The organism is Mesorhizobium sp. B2-4-12 (assembly GCF_006441575.1).
Lineage (GTDB): Bacteria > Pseudomonadota > Alphaproteobacteria > Rhizobiales > Rhizobiaceae > Mesorhizobium.
This window is the reverse complement of record NZ_VFVC01000010.1, coordinates 104,493-120,425: the sequence shown is the minus strand read 5'-3', so window position 1 is coordinate 120,425 and position 15,933 is coordinate 104,493. Positions and strand designations below refer to the sequence as shown.

19 protein-coding genes are annotated in these 15,933 nt (G+C 62.2%); 9 read left to right on the top strand and 10 right to left on the bottom strand.

Annotated features, from left to right (window positions below):
• The first annotated feature begins 5 nt into the window (after window positions 1-5).
• Window positions 6-806, top strand: coding sequence for an ATP-binding cassette domain-containing protein (locus FJ934_RS08975; protein WP_140608860.1), 801 nt, complete (start codon window positions 6-8; stop codon window positions 804-806).
• 150 nt (window positions 807-956) lie between these two features.
• Entirely contained in the window at window positions 957-2,579 is a 1,623-nt protein-coding gene (locus tag FJ934_RS08970; protein WP_140608858.1) for a CHASE domain-containing protein, read from the top strand.
• A 92-nt stretch (window positions 2,580-2,671) separates the two neighbouring features.
• Here the strand turns inward: FJ934_RS08970 and FJ934_RS08965 are convergent, their stop codons facing one another.
• The 6 genes from FJ934_RS08965 to FJ934_RS08945 form a co-directional block, all read right to left on the bottom strand.
• Entirely contained in the window at window positions 2,672-2,917 is a 246-nt protein-coding gene (locus tag FJ934_RS08965; RefSeq protein WP_140608856.1) for a YMGG-like glycine zipper-containing protein, read from the bottom strand.
• A gap of 83 nt (window positions 2,918-3,000) precedes the next feature.
• Window positions 3,001-3,327, bottom strand: coding sequence for a hypothetical protein (locus FJ934_RS08960; protein WP_140608854.1), 327 nt, complete (start codon window positions 3,325-3,327; stop codon window positions 3,001-3,003).
• A gap of 180 nt (window positions 3,328-3,507) precedes the next feature.
• Entirely contained in the window at window positions 3,508-3,690 is a 183-nt protein-coding gene (locus tag FJ934_RS27935) for a hypothetical protein (RefSeq protein WP_246671466.1), read from the bottom strand.
• A 133-nt stretch (window positions 3,691-3,823) separates the two neighbouring features.
• The gene (locus tag FJ934_RS08955) at window positions 3,824-4,858 is read right to left on the bottom strand and encodes a PAS domain-containing sensor histidine kinase (protein WP_140608852.1); all 1,035 of its coding nucleotides are present in this window, start codon (window positions 4,856-4,858) and stop codon (window positions 3,824-3,826) included.
• A 185-nt stretch (window positions 4,859-5,043) separates the two neighbouring features.
• On the bottom strand, window positions 5,044-5,208 hold the full coding sequence (locus FJ934_RS08950) for a DUF1328 domain-containing protein (protein WP_010911886.1): 165 nt from the start codon (window positions 5,206-5,208) through the stop codon (window positions 5,044-5,046).
• Between the two features lie 191 nt (window positions 5,209-5,399).
• A complete protein-coding gene (locus FJ934_RS08945; protein ID WP_140608850.1) occupies window positions 5,400-6,194 on the bottom strand; it encodes a response regulator in 795 nt (264 codons plus the stop codon).
• Between the two features lie 220 nt (window positions 6,195-6,414).
• On the opposite strand from FJ934_RS08945, the gene FJ934_RS08940 reads away from it, so the two are divergent.
• A complete protein-coding gene (locus tag FJ934_RS08940) occupies window positions 6,415-6,618 on the top strand; it encodes a NepR family anti-sigma factor (protein ID WP_140608848.1) in 204 nt (67 codons plus the stop codon).
• A 4-nt stretch (window positions 6,619-6,622) separates the two neighbouring features.
• Window positions 6,623-7,174: a sigma-70 family RNA polymerase sigma factor gene (locus FJ934_RS08935; RefSeq protein ID WP_013892668.1), complete on the top strand. Its 552-nt coding sequence runs from the start codon at window positions 6,623-6,625 to the stop codon at window positions 7,172-7,174.
• Here FJ934_RS08935 and FJ934_RS08930 read toward each other — a convergent pair.
• Window positions 7,152-7,586: a response regulator gene (locus tag FJ934_RS08930; protein ID WP_226890421.1), complete on the bottom strand. Its 435-nt coding sequence runs from the start codon at window positions 7,584-7,586 to the stop codon at window positions 7,152-7,154. The two genes, FJ934_RS08935 and FJ934_RS08930, sit on opposite strands and share 23 nt — an antisense overlap.
• A 336-nt stretch (window positions 7,587-7,922) precedes the next feature.
• On the opposite strand from FJ934_RS08930, the gene FJ934_RS08925 reads away from it, so the two are divergent.
• Together FJ934_RS08925 and FJ934_RS08920 are read left to right on the top strand one after the other, a co-directional pair.
• Window positions 7,923-8,249 carry a DUF883 family protein gene (locus FJ934_RS08925; protein WP_140608845.1) on the top strand — a complete coding sequence of 109 codons (327 nt, stop codon included), beginning with the start codon at window positions 7,923-7,925 and terminating at the stop codon, window positions 8,247-8,249.
• Between the two features lie 11 nt (window positions 8,250-8,260).
• Complete coding sequence (locus FJ934_RS08920) at window positions 8,261-8,719, top strand: hypothetical protein (protein WP_140608843.1); 459 nt, start codon at window positions 8,261-8,263, stop codon at window positions 8,717-8,719.
• Between the two features lie 35 nt (window positions 8,720-8,754).
• Here the strand turns inward: FJ934_RS08920 and FJ934_RS08915 are convergent, their stop codons facing one another.
• Window positions 8,755-10,287 carry an HWE histidine kinase domain-containing protein gene (locus tag FJ934_RS08915; RefSeq protein WP_140608841.1) on the bottom strand — a complete coding sequence of 511 codons (1,533 nt, stop codon included), beginning with the start codon at window positions 10,285-10,287 and terminating at the stop codon, window positions 8,755-8,757.
• A gap of 137 nt (window positions 10,288-10,424) precedes the next feature.
• On the opposite strand from FJ934_RS08915, the gene FJ934_RS08910 reads away from it, so the two are divergent.
• Window positions 10,425-10,598 carry a hypothetical protein gene (locus tag FJ934_RS08910; protein ID WP_140608839.1) on the top strand — a complete coding sequence of 58 codons (174 nt, stop codon included), beginning with the start codon at window positions 10,425-10,427 and terminating at the stop codon, window positions 10,596-10,598.
• A gap of 29 nt (window positions 10,599-10,627) precedes the next feature.
• Here the strand turns inward: FJ934_RS08910 and FJ934_RS08905 are convergent, their stop codons facing one another.
• A complete protein-coding gene (locus FJ934_RS08905; RefSeq protein WP_140608837.1) occupies window positions 10,628-11,548 on the bottom strand; it encodes a diacylglycerol kinase family protein in 921 nt (306 codons plus the stop codon).
• A 274-nt stretch (window positions 11,549-11,822) separates the two neighbouring features.
• On the opposite strand from FJ934_RS08905, the gene FJ934_RS08900 reads away from it, so the two are divergent.
• Window positions 11,823-13,106: a PRC-barrel domain-containing protein gene (locus FJ934_RS08900; protein ID WP_140608835.1), complete on the top strand. Its 1,284-nt coding sequence runs from the start codon at window positions 11,823-11,825 to the stop codon at window positions 13,104-13,106.
• 76 nt (window positions 13,107-13,182) lie between these two features.
• Here the strand turns inward: FJ934_RS08900 and FJ934_RS08895 are convergent, their stop codons facing one another.
• A complete protein-coding gene (locus tag FJ934_RS08895; RefSeq protein WP_140608833.1) occupies window positions 13,183-14,760 on the bottom strand; it encodes an alkaline phosphatase family protein in 1,578 nt (525 codons plus the stop codon).
• Between the two features lie 238 nt (window positions 14,761-14,998).
• On the opposite strand from FJ934_RS08895, the gene FJ934_RS08890 reads away from it, so the two are divergent.
• Entirely contained in the window at window positions 14,999-15,931 is a 933-nt protein-coding gene (locus FJ934_RS08890; RefSeq protein WP_140608831.1) for a VOC family protein, read from the top strand.
• Window positions 15,932-15,933: the final 2 nt, after the last annotated feature.

The window sequence follows — 15,933 nt, the reverse complement described above, 5'->3', positions numbered from 1 at the left end:
CGATCATGGCTGACAAAAACGCTCCCGCCGGCCCGCCGCTGGTCGACATGCGCAACATCTCGATTGCCTTTGGCGGCATCCGGGCCGTCGATGACGCCTCGATCGATCTTTTCCCCGGCGAGGTCGTGGCGCTGCTCGGCCACAACGGCGCCGGCAAGTCGACGCTGATCAAGATCCTCTCCGGCGCCTACAAGCGCGACGCCGGGCAGATATTCGTCAATGGCGAGGAAGCCACGATCACCAACCCGCGCGATGCCAAGAAATACGGCATCGAGACGATCTACCAGACGCTGGCGCTGGCCGACAATGTCGACTCCGCCGCCAATCTGTTTCTCGGCCGCGAGTTGATGACCGCCTGGGGCACGCTCGACGACGTTGCGATGGAGGCCGAGGCGCGCAAGGTGATGAGGCGCCTCAATCCCCGCTTCCAGCGCTTCAAGGAGCCGGTCATCAAGCTGTCGGGCGGGCAGCGACAGTCGGTGGCGATCGCACGCGCGATCCTGTTCAACGCCCGCATCCTGATCATGGACGAGCCGACCGCGGCGCTTGGGCCCCAGGAAACGGCACAGGTCGGCGAACTGGTCAGGCAGCTCAAGTCCGATGGCATCGGCATCTTCCTGATCAGCCACGACATCCACGATGTCTTCGAACTGGCCGACCGGGTCTGCGTGATGAAGAACGGCCAGGTCGTCGGGACCGCGCGTACCACGGATGTAACCCAGGACGAGGTGCTCGGCATGATCATCCTGGGCAAATGTCCTCCTGGCGCCATTCCCGGACCGGGTGCGCTGAAGATCGCCGCCTGAGGCCTATCGGTCGCGCCCGGCATTGGCGGACCAGGCCCGCGTTGCCGCTCATGTGATATGCCAGTGATCGCGATGGCTTGGCCTGACCATTGTGTTGGCCCGGCGACTTGCCCATAAAGGTCCGGTATTGCCCATGGACCGCATCATCCGTTGAAGAGACTTTTTCCAATCGTTGCGTTCATCGCCGTTGCGCTGATCAGCATGACCATGGCTGGGTTCGCCTATTTCGCGACGCAGGAAGCCGCCCGCATCAAGTTCGAAGCGGCGGCCGACGACGCACTCAACCGGATCGAGAGCCGGATCGACTTGCATCTGTCGCTGCTGCGGTCGACGCAGGCCCTGTTCGATGCCCGCAACGGCGACATCTCCCAGAACGAGTTCAAGGCGTTCTTCGACGCGCTGGATATCGACAACAATTTCGCTGGCCTGGGTGGCATCGGCTTCCTTCAGCTTGTCAAGACGGGCGACGAAGCGGCGGTCGAACGCGATATCCTGCACGATTTTGGCGCTAGCCATCCGGTCTATCCGGCCTCGACGCAGCCCTGGCGCGCGCCCATCACGCTTTTCGAGCCGCTGGATCCCTCCAGCCAGTCCAGCATCGGCTACGATATGTTCAGCGAGCCGGTGCGGCGCGCGGCGATCGAGAAGGCAATGGCCGATGACCAGCAGCACGCGAGCGGGCTGGTGCAACTGGGCCAGGGCACGGGTGTGGCGCAGACCTTCACCGGCTTCCTGGTCTTCGTGCGGCTCAACGTCGAAACCGCACCGGAGGTCATCAACGCATCGCGATCGTCGACCGCGGGCTTTCTTTACGCCGCCTTCCGGGCCCGCGACCTGTTCCAGATCGCGCTCAGCCGCGCGCCGCTGCTGCCGGTCAACACCGAGATCTATGACGGCGCGGTGAACGGCGACAATCTGCTGTTCCGGTCGGAGACGCCACCGGTTTCGGCCCTTGGTGACCGGCTGCTGGTCACTCGAAAGATCACGGTGGCCGGCCGTCCGTGGACCGTGCTGTTCAGGCCGACCAGCGCCTTCTCACAACCGTCGTCGCGCGCCATCCCGATGATGCTGGGGCTGTTCGGCCTGCTGTTGGCGGGCGCCATCGCGCTGGTGGCCCGCTATCAGGAGCGGGCCTACGAGGCGGTATCGCGCCTGCACGAAACGACCGAAAAGAGCCTGCTCGAAAAGGACCTGATGCTGCAGGAGATGAAGCATCGCATCAAGAATTCGATCACCAGGGTGCTGGCGATCGCGCGGCAGACGGCTTCGCGGGCGACCGATGTCAACGAGTTTTCCGCATCCTTCTCGGCCAGGCTGCAGGCCATGGCCGCGTCGCAGGACATGCTGACGCGCTCGCGCTGGCAGAAGGCCGATCTCGCCGACCTCCTGCGCATCGAGCTCGGCCAGGTTTTCGGCAAGGAATTGCCCGACGAGCTCCTCTCAGGCCCGGAGGTGTTGCTCGACGAGACCACGACGCAGGCGCTTGGCCTGACCTTCCATGAGCTGGCGACCAATGCGCTCAAATACGGCGAAGCCGGCAATTCCGTTGGCGCGCTCAAGGTGGACTGGCTGCTGGAAGGGCGCGGGCGCGAGCGGACGCTGGCCCTCAACTGGCGGGAGGCCGGAAACAAGAAAGTCCAGGCGCCCGCCGAAACCGGATTCGGCACCAAGCTGATCGACCTCAATGTCACGCGCGAACTGCGCGGCACGATCAAACGCGATTTTCAGGCCGATGGTCTGAAGGTGGAAATCAGAATTCCGCTGGTCGGCTAAATCTGCCGTCACCAGGCCAAGCAACAGATCGCCGGTCAAGAAAATCCGGAGGCACGATACCGGCCTCCGGATCTGGATTCCGTTGTCGCTGACTAGTTGCAGCGCGCGGTGTAGATGCGGCCGTGGCGATCACGGTATTGGCAGTAGCCATTGCGCAGGTTGCGCACCAAAAGGCCGGAACCGGCACCAACAGCCGCACCGACCAGTGCGCCCTTGCCGCCGCCGACCAGGCCGCCGATACCGGCGCCAATCAAGGTACCGCCAGCCACATCCTTTTCGGTGCTGGTACAGCCGCTGACCGCGACCACCGCAACCATGGCAATAATCATTTTCCGCATAGAGTCACTCCTCACTTTGTGTCCTCACTTTAGTAAACTCCAACCGCCATTTAGCATGAAACAACGGTCTTTGCTGCTCGAATTTATTGTTGGCTAAGGTCGTCTTTTTCTGGGCGCGCCGCGTTAGATGCCATGACGGGGCTGGAAATCGCCAGCGAAGCGTCGAGGCTGCCATCAGGGCGCACATTCCAGACGATCTGGTCGTAGTCATCCTCGAGCGCGGGATCGACAGCCAGGCATTTGGCAACGATGTGCTGCGCCTGCCCCTGAACGTCGCCCATGGCGAAGGGACGCTCGGCGGTGCATTGGTCGGCGGTTGCGAAGACGCTGACCGGCACCTGCAGTTCACGGCACTCGGCCATCGAGTTGGTGCAACCGATGACCAGCAGCAACGCGGCGATGTGTTCCATGGAGAAATATCCTCTCGCCACAACAACGGACCGCATCGCCAGAAAGTTCCTTTTCCACCCGGGGATAGGCGAATAATGCCGGCCCGCCGGCAACAGATTTCCGCAATGGCCCCCGTCACCCGTTGGAACGGCGGCCAAGACCATATCCGAGCCGGCCCCCAGCCAGGACGCTGATCGCGATCAGGTGAACTGGAACAGCACTGTCAGGAGGATTGCCGCGACCAGCGCCAATCCAACAATGTCCGGTAACCGGTTACGGGCAGCGGGAAGCGATTGCGCGGATGCCTCAGGGTCCAGAAACTCGCCCATGGAAATTCGGGCGGCCTGTTCCAGCCTGTTCATGTCGGCAACCGTCAAGGGCATCCTCCCGTACCGAGCTGTAAATGCTCCTGCGGAAATGTCCAAAAAGGCCGCAGGTTCCGCTGGTATCTGAGAAAAACAGTATTCATTCTCATGGTGAATAGCCGGTTAAGAATCGCTGCTTGTCGTGGCCCGCTCATTGGGTATCGAAGTTGCTGTGCGGAACGATAAGGCGGTATTCAAGATGGCCATCGGCGATGTCGAGGCTCGCGGTTCCACTCAGGGATGCCGGCACCACCCGTTCCAGCGCGACGCTGCCGAAACGCTTTTGCTTGCCTCGGCCGCCGTTGGTGCCAATGGTTTCGGCCCATATGAGTGACAGGGTAACTTCACCGGTGGCGGCAGTGTTGAGATCGGCGGTCACCTCGACGAAACCATCCGGCCGGGACAGGGCACCGTAGCTGACCGAATTGACCGCGAGTTCATGCATCGCCAGGCCGATATGCAGCGCGGCGTTTGGATTGAGGTAGGGATTGGCGCCTCGGAAGCGAAGGCTATGCGGTGTGTTCGTCTCGTAGCGGCCGACCTGGCTCGCCACCAACTCATGGAGCGCCGCGCCGCGCCAGTTGGAGGATGTCACCAGATCCTGGGAAGAAGCCAGCGACTGCAGCCGGCCGCGAAAACGCGTCAGGAAGTCGCTGATGCCATCGGAATAGCGACCGGTCTGGGTCGCGATGCTCTGGATGATCGCCAGGAGGTTCTTTGAGCGGTGGCTGACTTCGCGCAGAAGCGTTGTCAGCGTCTGTTCGCGCCGTTTCTGCTCGGTCGTCTCGACCATGGTGGTGACTACACCTTGCACGTCGCCGTCGTCGCCCCGGTCGGCATCAACCCAAACCTGGAACCAGCGCACGCCGTTCTCGACCGGCATACTGATCTCAAGGTGCTGAGGATTGCCAGTCACGACCACATCGCGCTTGGCGGCGCTGATGCGGTCGGTCTGCGCCAGCGGCAGGATGCCGTTGCTATCGGTATTGTCCGAAACCCAGGGCGCACGCATGTTGCGGGCCCAGACGGTCTTCATCTCGCGATCCTGATAAAGGACCGAGATTCCAGCATTGTAGAGGGCGTGGAGTAAAGCCCGGCCAAGCTGCATGCCGCTTTCTGCCGGATGCAGGGCAATGACCTCGTCGCTTCGTGCGCTTTCCGTTTTATCTGGAGTCCTGGAGCGCATCGGTCCATCTGTCCACCCACCTCAGGCTGAACGGCTCACCGTCAAATGGGTTCCCCATGAAATTTGTCGAAAGCCGGCCTCCAAAATCGGTCCGCCGGACGGTGTCCCTTTGAAAGGATACCGCCCGGCGGTGGCTGGAAACCGTTTGAGGGGTGCGGCTTCCAGTGTTCGCCTGGATGGAGCGTTCACGCCCGCCTGAACAGGCCGGCAAGAAGCGAAATGACCAGGAAGGCGAGAAAGATGAAGAACAATATCTGCGCGATCCCAGCAGATGTACCGGCGATGCCGCCAAAACCAAGCGCGCCGGCGATGATTGCTACGACGAGAAATACGAGCGCCCAGTAAAGCATGGCTCTTCTCCTTCCAAATGATGCTGACAAAACGTGGGTGGCTGCGGATTGTTCCACCCTTTGCCGAAAAAGACGATGCGTGCAATGGTTCGGATCAATTCGCCGATAAGGACCGCAAAGGGCCGCCCGATGCATCACATCGGGCGGCCCTCGCAGTCATACTGTCCGATCAGATCCGCGAAGCCCTGATCCTACGCGGCGGCCTTAGCCTGACGGTCGAAGAACAGCGCCTGGCTGATCAGCGCCTTGACCATGTCGGGATTGAAAGGCTTGGTCACCAGGAAGGCCGGTTCGGGGCGCTCGCCGGTCAGGAGGCGCTCCGGAAAGGCGGTTATGAAGATAACCGGCACGGAGGTCGACGACAGGATTTCGTTGACCGCCTCGATGCCTGAACTGCCGTCGGCGAGCTGGATGTCGGCCAGCACCATCTTCGGCCGCGTCTTGCCGAACATCGTCACCGCTTCGGCGTGGGTGCGCGCCGTGCCGACGACACGATGGCCGAGGCTCTCGACCATCTCTTCTATGTCCATGGCGATCAGCGGCTCGTCCTCGATGATCAGCACGTCGGTTGCCACCTGGCGGGAAATCTCATCGCTTGCCTGGGCAAGCAATTCGGAGAACTCCTGTTCGCCGACGTCGAGTATCTCGGCGGCCTCGTCCTCGCTGAAGCCTTCCACCGCAACCAGCAGGAAAGCCTGGCGGGGAAGCGGCGCGATCGCATTGAGATTGGCGGCCGCGCGTTGCTCCCACGCCGATTGTGCCTGCTCCTGCGGCACGCGGATGGCGACCGAGGTGAAGAGCTTGGCGAAAACCTTGTACAAGGCGATGCGGTCGCTCGATGCCTCCGGGAAGATGTCGATGTCGGCAATGATGGCCTCGAGCATGGCGGCGACCAGCGCGTCGCCGCTCTCTTGCGATCCCGAGACGGCACGCGAGAAGCGGCGCAGGAATGGCAGATGCGGAGCGATGGTAGCGGATAAGCTCATGATGGACGTCTCCCTCAGATGACGCGTTTGACTGAATCGCAGGTCAAGCTGCATGCAAGTCCCACGGGTACAACGCGGCCATTCCGAAAAAGTTCCGCGCGATATGGAACGAATGGGCGGCGACGGCGTTTGAAAGCGGGATGGGCAACCAGACGGGGGGCCGCTCGCCTTGCGTTGAGTTGAATAAGGGCGGCTTCGGTGCTGGGAATATAAGGGCAAAATGAAGAATATGACGAAAGATATTTTGGCTGGCGCCGCGGGCAGGCGCCGGAACGGGGTCGGCGATCCATTGGGGCCGAATTCCGAAATCGGGCGAAAACTCAAACAGTATTATGACGAGTTGGTGTCCGACGATGTGCCGGATCGCTTTGCCCGGTTGCTCAGCCAACTGGAGCAGACCGAACCCGCGCAGAAAAAGGACTGAGGGCATGGCAGCGGTCTCCCAAGGCTTCAAGACCGATCTGCTTGGGGCAATACCAAGCTTGCGGGCGTTTGCCGTGTCGCTGACGCAGAATGCCGACAAGGCCGACGACCTCGTTCAGGAAACGCTGGTCAAAGCCTGGGACAAGCATGAGAGCTTCCAGCCCGGCACCAATCTCAAAGCCTGGCTTTTTACGATTCTGCGCAATGAATTCTATTCGCAAATGCGCAAGCGCGGCCGCGAAGTGCAGGACAGCGACGGCATCATGACGGCCAGGCTCGCGGTGCATCCGGCCCAACACGGTCAACTCGACCTCAAGGATTTTCGGGGCGCTCTCGAGCAGCTTCCGGAGGACCAGCGTGAGGCCATCATCCTCATCGGTGCGTCGGGCTTCTCCTATGAAGAGGCCGCCGAAATCTGCGGCTGCGCGGTCGGAACGATCAAGAGCCGCGTCAGCAGAGCCCGCACACGGCTGCAGGAAATTCTCAAAATCTCCGGCGAAGACGAATATGGCCCCGATGCGATCTCAACTCAGGTCACCGGGACGGCTGCACATTGAAGCGCGATCCGGACGCGGCCGTATCGGTCTCGACACCAGGGGAGCCACGTCCGTAAGCGAGCGCCACCGCTTCGACGAGATCTTGGCCTGAATAGGGTTTGGAGACCAGCCTCACTTCAGGAAAGGATACCTGGATCTCGTGCGCATCCGAATAGCCGGAGGCAAAGACGAACGGGACGCCTGTTTCCCGCAAGCCGGCGGCGAATTCGAGCGTCGAGGCGCCACCCAGCATCAGATCGACGATGGCCACGTCGAATTGCAGTGCGATCTTTCGGCCATCGACCTCGGTCAGGTCGCGGGCAACCACCACTTCGTTGGCACCATGGTCGCGGCAAAGCTGCTCCACCTCCATGGCAATGAGGAATTCGTCCTCCAGGACAAGAATTCGTAATCCGTCAAGCAAGTGAGGCACAGGCAATCGCTCCATGAGACGTCCTGAGTCATGATCGCAATTTGGCGCGTTGTCATTTAAAAAAGACATGCCGCGAGCGGCGGGATCCGATCCCTGGCAAGCGATTGAAACCGGACCTGCCGGCTGGCAGGCTTTCGAAGAGGGGGTCGACAACGAAAGCGCTCAAGCAGCTCGCCGGCTGGGAAGGGCTGGGCGGGGGCCGCCGCCCACTGATCTGATGCGGCTAATCCCTGGCAGATGCATGCGCGCCGGGAGGTTTTCGGCTAGTTTGTCCCAACGTCGGAACCTTGAGACGCACGGCGCGTTTGAAATCGAGCAATCACAAGGAGTTAAGCAATGGCAACCGCCGCAGGGAAAACCGCCAACGAGGCACGGGCGAATTCGGATCTCGAAGCCGACATCAGGCAGTTGAAGGCCGATATCAACAAGCTCACCAAGCAGTTGGCCAAGACCGGCGAAGATGGCTATGGCACAGCGCGCCGTGCGGCGGCGGAAGGCGTCGAGCAGTTGCGCGCTCAGGGTGAAGCGGCCTTCGACAGCCTGCGCGGCAACGCAAGGGATATCGAGGCCCAGATCGTTGCAAGCGTTCGGGAAAAGCCCGTGACGTCCCTGGCGATCGCCGCCGGCGTCGGCTTCCTCTTCGCGCTGCTCGCGCGCCGCTAGTTCCGCCGCAGATGGGACTGCTGACATCCCTGCTTTCGGGTTTCGCCTCCGGTGAAACCATGGCCGCCATACGCCGCGCGCGTACGGCGGCCATCGTCTATGCGCTTGCCGCGCTGGCGGCGCTCTGCGGTCTCGGCTTTCTGGTCGGGGCAGCCTATATCTGGGTCGCCGCCCGCTATGGATCGCAGGTGGCGGCACTCGGTTTCGGCATCGGCTTCCTGGTGATCGCCGGGCTCGTGCTTCTGAGCCATCGCTTGATGGCCGGTGCCCGTGCTCGCCGCGAGGCAAGGCGGCGCACTGCCGATATGAAGGCGATCGGCATCTCCGCCGCACTTGCGGTGCTGCCGGCATTGATTAAGGGAAAAGGCGGCCTCGGCGTCATTCTGGGTCCGGCCGCGGCACTTGTGGCCTATGCCATCTACCGCGAGAACGTGAAGCCCGACGGTCCGGGGGCCAGGGGGCGGAAATGACGCCGCCGCTCAGCTCCGCGATCATGGCCAGTCAGTCACTTAGACAGGTATTCCAGCGGCATCGATATTGCGGCGAATACGCCTTCGGGCCGGAATTCATGGGTCACTTCGCTTGAAATGACCTTGGCCAGGCTGCGGCGGATGAGGATCGAACCAAAGCCGTGGCGCTCGGGCGGGGCAACCCGTGGGCCGTCGCTTTCGCGCCAGGTCAGCACCAGGCGCCGGGCGCCCTTCCTGCCCTGTGTCTTCCAGTCGAGATCGACCTTGCCGGATGCAACCGACAGAGATCCATATTGCAGCGCGTTGCTGGCCAATTCGTGCAGGATAAGGCCGAGGCCGACGGCCTGATCGGGCGACAGCAGCAGATCGGCGCCGGAGATGGTGATACGCGGCCGATCGGCCGTGTCGAACGGCCTGATCTCGATCTGGACGAGTTCGCGGATGCCGATACCGCGCCACTCGCGGTCGGACAAGAGATTGTGGGCGATGCCCAGGGCCTGAAGCCGGGCGCCGAAAGCCTCGAGAAATTCGCTTGGCTGACGGGCATGACGCACGGTCTGAGTCGCCAACGCCTGGACGGTCGCCAGCGTGTTCTTGACGCGGTGGTTGAGTTCGCGCAGCAAAAGCCTCTGCCGCTCCTCGCCGAGCTTGCGTTCGGAGATGTCGTAGTTGACGCCGAAGATCAGCGTGGGCTTGCCGTCGCCATCGCGCTCGATGACACGGCCGCGTGTCGCCACCCAGCGCGGCGGATGAAAACCTTTCACGCGATATTCGCCGAAATAGTCGTCGCTGCCGGTCAAGGCATCGCGAAAGCGGGTTTCGGTCTGGTAGACGTCGCGCGGGTCGATGGCGGCGAGGATGTCGCGTGCTCGCAGGCGGGTCGAGCGCGGCAGGTTGAATAGTTCCGACAGCCGGACATCGCATTCGATCATGTCGCTGCGGATGTCCCATGCCCAGCTGGCGAGCGAGGCCGCGTCGAGCGCGATGGCGCGCCGTTTTTCCTCGCGCGCAAGCGCGGCCTCGGCGATAGCACCGCTACGGGTCGCATCCTTCAAGGTGAACAGGCTGCCGGCAAGGCCGGCGAGAGTCTTCAGCTGGTCGAGCCTGGCCGGGGATGGATAGGCGTGAGGCTTGCGGTCGAACACGCACAGCGTGCCGATCCTGGCGCCCGCGACGATGATCGGAGCGCCGGCATAGAAGCGCACATGACGCTTGCCGGTGACCAGCGGGTTGGCTCTGAACCGTGGATCCGTCGTTGCGTCCGCCACCACCATGGGTTCGTCGCCAGCGGCGATGGTGTGGGCGCAAAAGGAGATATTGGTCGCGGTCCCGGTCTGGTCCAGGCCGAAGCGGGACTTGAACCATTGCCGTTCGAGATCGACGAGCGTGACCAGCGCGACCGGCACGTGCATCACGGCCGCGGCAAGGCTGGTGATGCGGTCGAAATCCGGATCGGCCGCGGTATCCAGCATCTCCAGCCCAAGCAACACAGCCAGCCGGTCTTCGTCCCTCACCGCGCGCGCAACCTTGGCCGGCAGACCCGGCCCTGTTTCGCTCCTGCTATTCACCCAAATCCCCAATGTCCCGGCCTTCGCCGTCTTGCCCGCCAGGCCAGGCGTCTCCGGAACCATCCTAGCAAGGAACCGTTACCCGACCGTGATTTGCCGGATGCACCCGGTAGTGCAAAACGAGACAAGGACCGACCATGACCAAGATCATTCCCGAAAACAAAGCGCGTCAGGGGCGATGGGGCTGGCACGGTTTGCGTATTCTGATCGCTGCGCTGCTTCTGGCCTTCGCGGCCTGGGGCATTGCCGAAATCTATGGCGAGGTGGCCAAGACCCCGGCGACAGAGCAAGGAAGTGCGCCAAGCGGCTAGATTTTCGGCCGCCGTCGTTTGAGATCGCATCAGGCGGCCTTTGCCTCGGCGATGCTGGCCGGCACCAGGACATTGAGCGCGCCAGGCTGGATTTCAATGATCGTCTCACGATCGAGCCTGACCAGTTCGCCATCCATGACGGCACGGAACTTCCTGCTGCCGGAATGAATTTTCAGAACCGTCCGATCGGATTGATGGATTTCGACATGCTCGTTATCGCGCCATTTGCCGCGCGCCATGTTGAACAGGAACTTGACGAGCTCGGCGCGTTGCTGCGCCACCGTGACATAGATGCCGAGCACGCCGCCCGCCGGATTGTCCGCATAAGGCAGGTGGCCTTCGCCGAACAGGTTGTTGGTGACACCGATGCCTGATATGCGCGCCGTCATCTCGGCCTCGCCGATACTGAGCGTGACGTTCATGGCCGGCGGATTCTTGATCGTCGCCCAGGCCGCCTTGGCCGAAGCGCCGATCTTTCCCAGGCGCGAACCGAATTCCATCCTCTCGCGCAGCTGCACCATCCTTGCATGCATGCCTATGGAGAACTGATGGATGAAGGGCTGGCCGTTGGCCGTAGCCATGTCGACCGCGATGATTTCGCCGTCGGCGAAGGACTTCAGCGCGGCATCGAGCGACTGCGGAATGGCCAGGCCACGCGCGAACAGGTTCATGGTGCCGGCGGGCAATATGGCAAGCGCCTTTTTCTTGCCCATCAACCTGGCCGCCGCGGCTGAAATGGTTCCGTCACCGCCACCAGCCAGCACAACATCGACGGTGCGGCGCGAAACGGCATGGTCGAGAGTTTTCGCTACGTCCTTGCCGGCGACCACGTCTATGCTGAGAGTGTGGCCTGCCGTTTCCAGCGTCTGACGCATCGTGTCGGAAAAAGCGGCGAGGTCGGTGGTGCGCAAAGTGCCGCCGTCCTGGTTCAGCACCGCAGCAAATTTCATACCCCGCTCCGTAAGCTCAACCAAAAGCCGACCGGGACGCGCCCAGCCAAGGCAAAAACGCGGCGAAACGGGAAAAGTTCCGGCAGCGCCGGGGACCTACGGCTGCGTTTGGCGGCTGTCATCCATGAGCGTCGTGTTGGTAACGAATGCCAGGGCGTCTTTTGGAACAACAGCATGGTCACGACGTTGTGAACCTGTAGAAGACGCCGCGCCCGCGCCTTCCCTGCGATGGTTCAACCGGACGCGGCGTGCACGAAATCACGAGGAGACCATCATGATCCGCACCCTTTTTGCCACCACCGCCCTCGCGACATTGATCGCGACCGGCGCTTTCGCGCAGAGCGCGACAACTCCCGCACCCGCCGCACCCGCCGCTGAGCAGCCGGCACCAGCAGCTCCGGTTCCGCGCGCCGAAGGCAGCATCGTCACCAACATCATTGGCGCATCCGTCTATAACGGCACTAGCGACAACGCCGAGAAGATCGGCAAGGTCAGCGATGTCGTCTTCGACAAGGATGGTATGGCGAAGTCCGTCGTCATCGGCGTCGGCGGCTTTCTGGGCGTCGGCACGAAGAATGTCGCCTTCGATTATGACAAGCTGCAGTGGGCCGAGAAGAACGGCGACCGCTGGCTGGTCGCACAGACAAGCAAGGACGAACTGAAGGCGCAGCCGGAGTTCGACAGCAAGGCCTATGCGCCGGCCCCTGCTTCGACGGGTGCGGCAGCGCCCGCGACAACCGCGCAAAATTCCGCCGACACGAATGCCGCGCCTGCCCAACCGGTGAAGCACGCCGAGGGCAACCTAGCGACTAACATCATCGACAAGGCCGTCTATAACGGCACCGGCGATGACGCGCAGAAAATCGGCAGCGTCAACGACATCGTGCTGTCCAAGGAAGGCAAAGCCCAATCCCTGGTCATCGCCGTAGGCGGGTTCCTTGGGCTCGGTGCAAAGAACGTAACCTATGATTTCAACAAGGCGCAGTGGGCGGAAAAGAACGGCGAGCGCTGGCTGGTGGCGCAGACCACCAAGGAAGAGCTGCAGGCACAGGCGGATTTCAACCGCAAGGCCTATGATCCGGCACCGGCGACGACCGCTTCCAACGCACCGGCGGCAACTGCGCCGGCTACCACCACGGCACCTGCCGCCGCTCCGGCGAACAAGACAGCCGAGGCTCAGCCAGCGCCCGACCAGACACAGACGGCCGCCATCGACAAATCGACGCTGACCGCGATGCCGGTCGGCGAGATCAGGGCCGACGACCTGAAAGGCACCACCGTCTACGGCGCCAACGACGCCAAGGTCGGAACAATCGGGGATGTCGTGCTCACACCCGACAAGAAGCCCGATGCGGTTATCGTCGACGTGGGCGGCTTCCTTGGCATCGGCGCGAAGGAAGTGGCGGTCGGCATGGACAATTTGAAATTCATGACCGACAAGAACGGCAAGAAATACCTCTATACCACTTTCACCAAGGAACAGCTTCAGGCGCAGGCTGCCTACGACAAAGGCAGCTATGCGCAGAACCGCGACCAGCAGCGGATGGTTGTGAAGTAAGGGAACAGGGAATAGGCAGTAGGGCAGTAGGTGGAGAAAGTCTGGCGCGCAGCAGCGTTTTGGGATTTCGTACCGCCTACTGCCTACTGCCCACTGCCCACGCCCTTCCGAAATGCCCAGCAACGCCATTCTCCGTCAATTCCGCCAGCGCCAGAGACTGGTCGAGATGTTCAGCCCGCCAGGCAAGCAACCGTTCGGCGAACTCCAGGCGGGTGGACAGATGTGCAGGGCTCGTGGCGAGGTTGGTCAGTTCGCCAGGGTCCGCCTCCATGTTGAAAAGCAAGGGTGGCAAGCCGCCGCCAAAATGCACGTATTTGAATTTCTTGGTGCGGATGACGGCGAGGTTGCACTGACGCGAGGACACGCCGAAGTGTTGCTCGGCTTCGCCGTCCGCGATCGAGCGGAAATCGAACTCCCAATGCGCGGCGTCGCGCCAAACCGCGGGGGTTCCGCCGCTCAGGAATGGTTTCAGTGAGCACCCATCGAGATGCGGTTCGGGAGCCGCGCCAAGCAGATCCGCGAGCGTAGGCAATATGTCCACCGCTTCGGTGAAGCGATCGACAGCGCTGCCGGCGGCCTTGCCGTGACGCGGGTCGCGGATGATCAGCGGTATGTGGTAGCCGCCCTCGAAATAGCCTCCCTTGCCCAGCATGAAATGGTCACCCATCATCTCGGCGTGGTCGGAAGTGAGCACGATGATGGTATCGCCCCATGCGCCTGATGCCTTGACCGCTTGCCATACGCGGCCAAGCTGTACGTCGACTTCCGAGATCATGCCGTAGTAAATCGCCCGGATGGTGCGGAAATCATCCTCGCTCCAGTCGTGCACTTTGCCTGTAGCGCCGGGGCGGAACTTCGCCCGTTTCTGCCGGCCAAGATCATAGGCGAGATAGGGATGGCTCTGGGCTTCAGCCCGCCAACTCGACGCGCGGTGAAAAGTGGGGCCATCGGCCGGATCGTATAGCGTGTTGTAGGGCTCCGGTACGATGAAGGGTGGATGCGGGCTGATGAAGGAGAGATGCGCGAACCATGGCGTGGCCTGCTCCTGCTCGCCGAGCCAGCGGATGAACTCACCGGCAAGGAAAGCCGTCGGCGTATGGTCTTTCGAATAGATTGGCCGCGCCTCAGTCACTGCGTCGGCGCCGTCTTCCTCGTCCAAAGGACGGTGGATGCCGGGAAATCCGGCGCTGGCATCGATGCCCTGCTGCGCCAGCCAGGACAGCCATTGCTTCTGATGTTCGGGCAGCTGCTGGCGCACCGTGAAACCCGGCAGCACGCCCTCGTAGCTTTTCAACCTTGGATCATCAGGCGCCAGCAGGCGGGGATCGAGCGCGATGTCGGTATAGCCGAACAGCGTCGGATCATAGCCGAGGGCTCGGGCGTGCAGCGCGATGTTGCCATGACGGGCATCAAGCGGCGAGCCGTTACGGCAGACGCGGTTGTTCATCTGATAGAGGCCGGTATAGAGGCAGGCGCGCGCCGGCGAGCAGGGCGCCGCGCCGCCATAGTGCCGCTTGAACAACACGCCCTCGGCGGCCAGCGCGTCGGCGTTCGGCGTCCTCACCACGGGATGGCCGGCGGCCGACAGGCAATCCCCCCGCCACTGGTCGCAGGTGATCAGGAGAACGTTCGGGCGCCTGGCTTTTCCTGTCACTCGCAATCCCCTTCTCCCGACATTGGCCGAGTACCATTCATGGACCCGATTTCCGGCACCAACGCAAGACCACCTGCGTTAGCTGGCTGGTGAACAAAACTCTTTCAGTTGTTCACTTTTAAAGCACAGTCCATTCTGTGTTTGCCGCCTTTGCCGCCTTTGCCGCGGGCAGGCCTCTCCACATATTGGCGTGGACAGCGGCGAGGGCCGCACGAACACAAGGGACGGAGCCAAGACAATGCTCGACCAGATCAAAGGTCTGCATCACGTCACCTCGATGGCTGGGGATGCCCGACAGAACAATGATTTCTTCACCCACAAGCTCGGCCTGCGCCGGGTCAAGAAGACAGTCAATTTCGACGCACCAGACGTCTATCATCTCTATTACGGCGACGAGGTCGGCACGCCTGGTTCGGTGATGACCTATTTTCCGTTCCCCCATATCGGCAAGGGCCGTCACGGCGTCGGCGAAGTGGGCATCACCGTCTACTCCGTGCCGGAGGGCACGCTCACTTATTGGGAAAAGCGGTTCATCGACGAAGGCGTGACCGGTGTTTCCCATGAGGAGAGCTTTGGCGAGAAGCGGCTCAAATTTGCCGGTCCCGATGGCGATGGTTTCGCGCTCGTCGAGGATAAGGCCGACGGCCGCGTGCCCTGGGTGAAGGGCGGTGTTCCCGCTGACGAAGCGATCCATGGCTTTCACTCGGTTTCGCTCAGGCTGAAGGATGGCGGCGCCACCGAGGAGCTTCTGAAATTCATGGGCTACGAAGAGATCGAGACATCGGGCAATGTCAGGCGGCTCGCCGTGAGGAACGGCAACGGCGCCGATGTCGTCGATATCGAATCGCTGCCGACCGCGGCCTTCGCCGATCTCGGCGCCGGCTCCGTCCACCATGTCGCTTTCGCGGTCGAGAACCGCGCCAAGCAGCTCGAAGTGCGCAAGGCGTTGATGGACACATGCTATGGGGTCACGCCGGTGATCGACCGCGATTACTTTTGGGCGATCTATTTCCGCACGCCGGGTGGCGTGCTGTTCGAAGTCGCCACCAACGAGCCGGGTTTCGACCGCGACGAGGACACCGCGCATCTGGGCGAAGCGCTGAAACTGCCGACGCAGCATCAGCATTTGCGGCCCTATCTCGAACAGCATTTGCAGAAGCTGGAAGGCTGAAG

Excerpts from the sequence above, each read along its gene's own strand:
- FJ934_RS08975 (WP_140608860.1), top strand. The coding sequence starts at position 6 with ATGGCTGACAAAAACGCTCCCGCCGGCCCGCCGCTGGTCGACATGCGC.
- FJ934_RS08935 (WP_013892668.1), top strand. The coding sequence starts at position 6,623 with ATGGCAGCGGTCTCCCAAGGCTTCAAGACCGATCTGCTTGGGGCAATA.
- FJ934_RS08955 (WP_140608852.1), bottom strand. The coding sequence starts at position 4,858 with ATGCGCTCCAGGACTCCAGATAAAACGGAAAGCGCACGAAGCGACGAG.
- FJ934_RS08910 (WP_140608839.1), top strand. The coding sequence starts at position 10,425 with ATGACCAAGATCATTCCCGAAAACAAAGCGCGTCAGGGGCGATGGGGC.
- FJ934_RS08920 (WP_140608843.1), top strand. The coding sequence starts at position 8,261 with ATGGGACTGCTGACATCCCTGCTTTCGGGTTTCGCCTCCGGTGAAACC.
- FJ934_RS08965 (WP_140608856.1), bottom strand. The coding sequence starts at position 2,917 with ATGCGGAAAATGATTATTGCCATGGTTGCGGTGGTCGCGGTCAGCGGC.
- FJ934_RS08905 (WP_140608837.1), bottom strand. The coding sequence starts at position 11,548 with ATGAAATTTGCTGCGGTGCTGAACCAGGACGGCGGCACTTTGCGCACC.
- FJ934_RS27935 (WP_246671466.1), bottom strand. The coding sequence starts at position 3,690 with ATGCCCTTGACGGTTGCCGACATGAACAGGCTGGAACAGGCCGCCCGA.
- FJ934_RS08950 (WP_010911886.1), bottom strand. The coding sequence starts at position 5,208 with ATGCTTTACTGGGCGCTCGTATTTCTCGTCGTAGCAATCATCGCCGGC.
- FJ934_RS08945 (WP_140608850.1), bottom strand. The coding sequence starts at position 6,194 with ATGAGCTTATCCGCTACCATCGCTCCGCATCTGCCATTCCTGCGCCGC.
- FJ934_RS08960 (WP_140608854.1), bottom strand. The coding sequence starts at position 3,327 with ATGGAACACATCGCCGCGTTGCTGCTGGTCATCGGTTGCACCAACTCG.
- FJ934_RS08890 (WP_140608831.1), top strand. The coding sequence starts at position 14,999 with ATGCTCGACCAGATCAAAGGTCTGCATCACGTCACCTCGATGGCTGGG.
- FJ934_RS08940 (WP_140608848.1), top strand. The coding sequence starts at position 6,415 with ATGAAGAATATGACGAAAGATATTTTGGCTGGCGCCGCGGGCAGGCGC.
- FJ934_RS08900 (WP_140608835.1), top strand. The coding sequence starts at position 11,823 with ATGATCCGCACCCTTTTTGCCACCACCGCCCTCGCGACATTGATCGCG.
- FJ934_RS08925 (WP_140608845.1), top strand. The coding sequence starts at position 7,923 with ATGGCAACCGCCGCAGGGAAAACCGCCAACGAGGCACGGGCGAATTCG.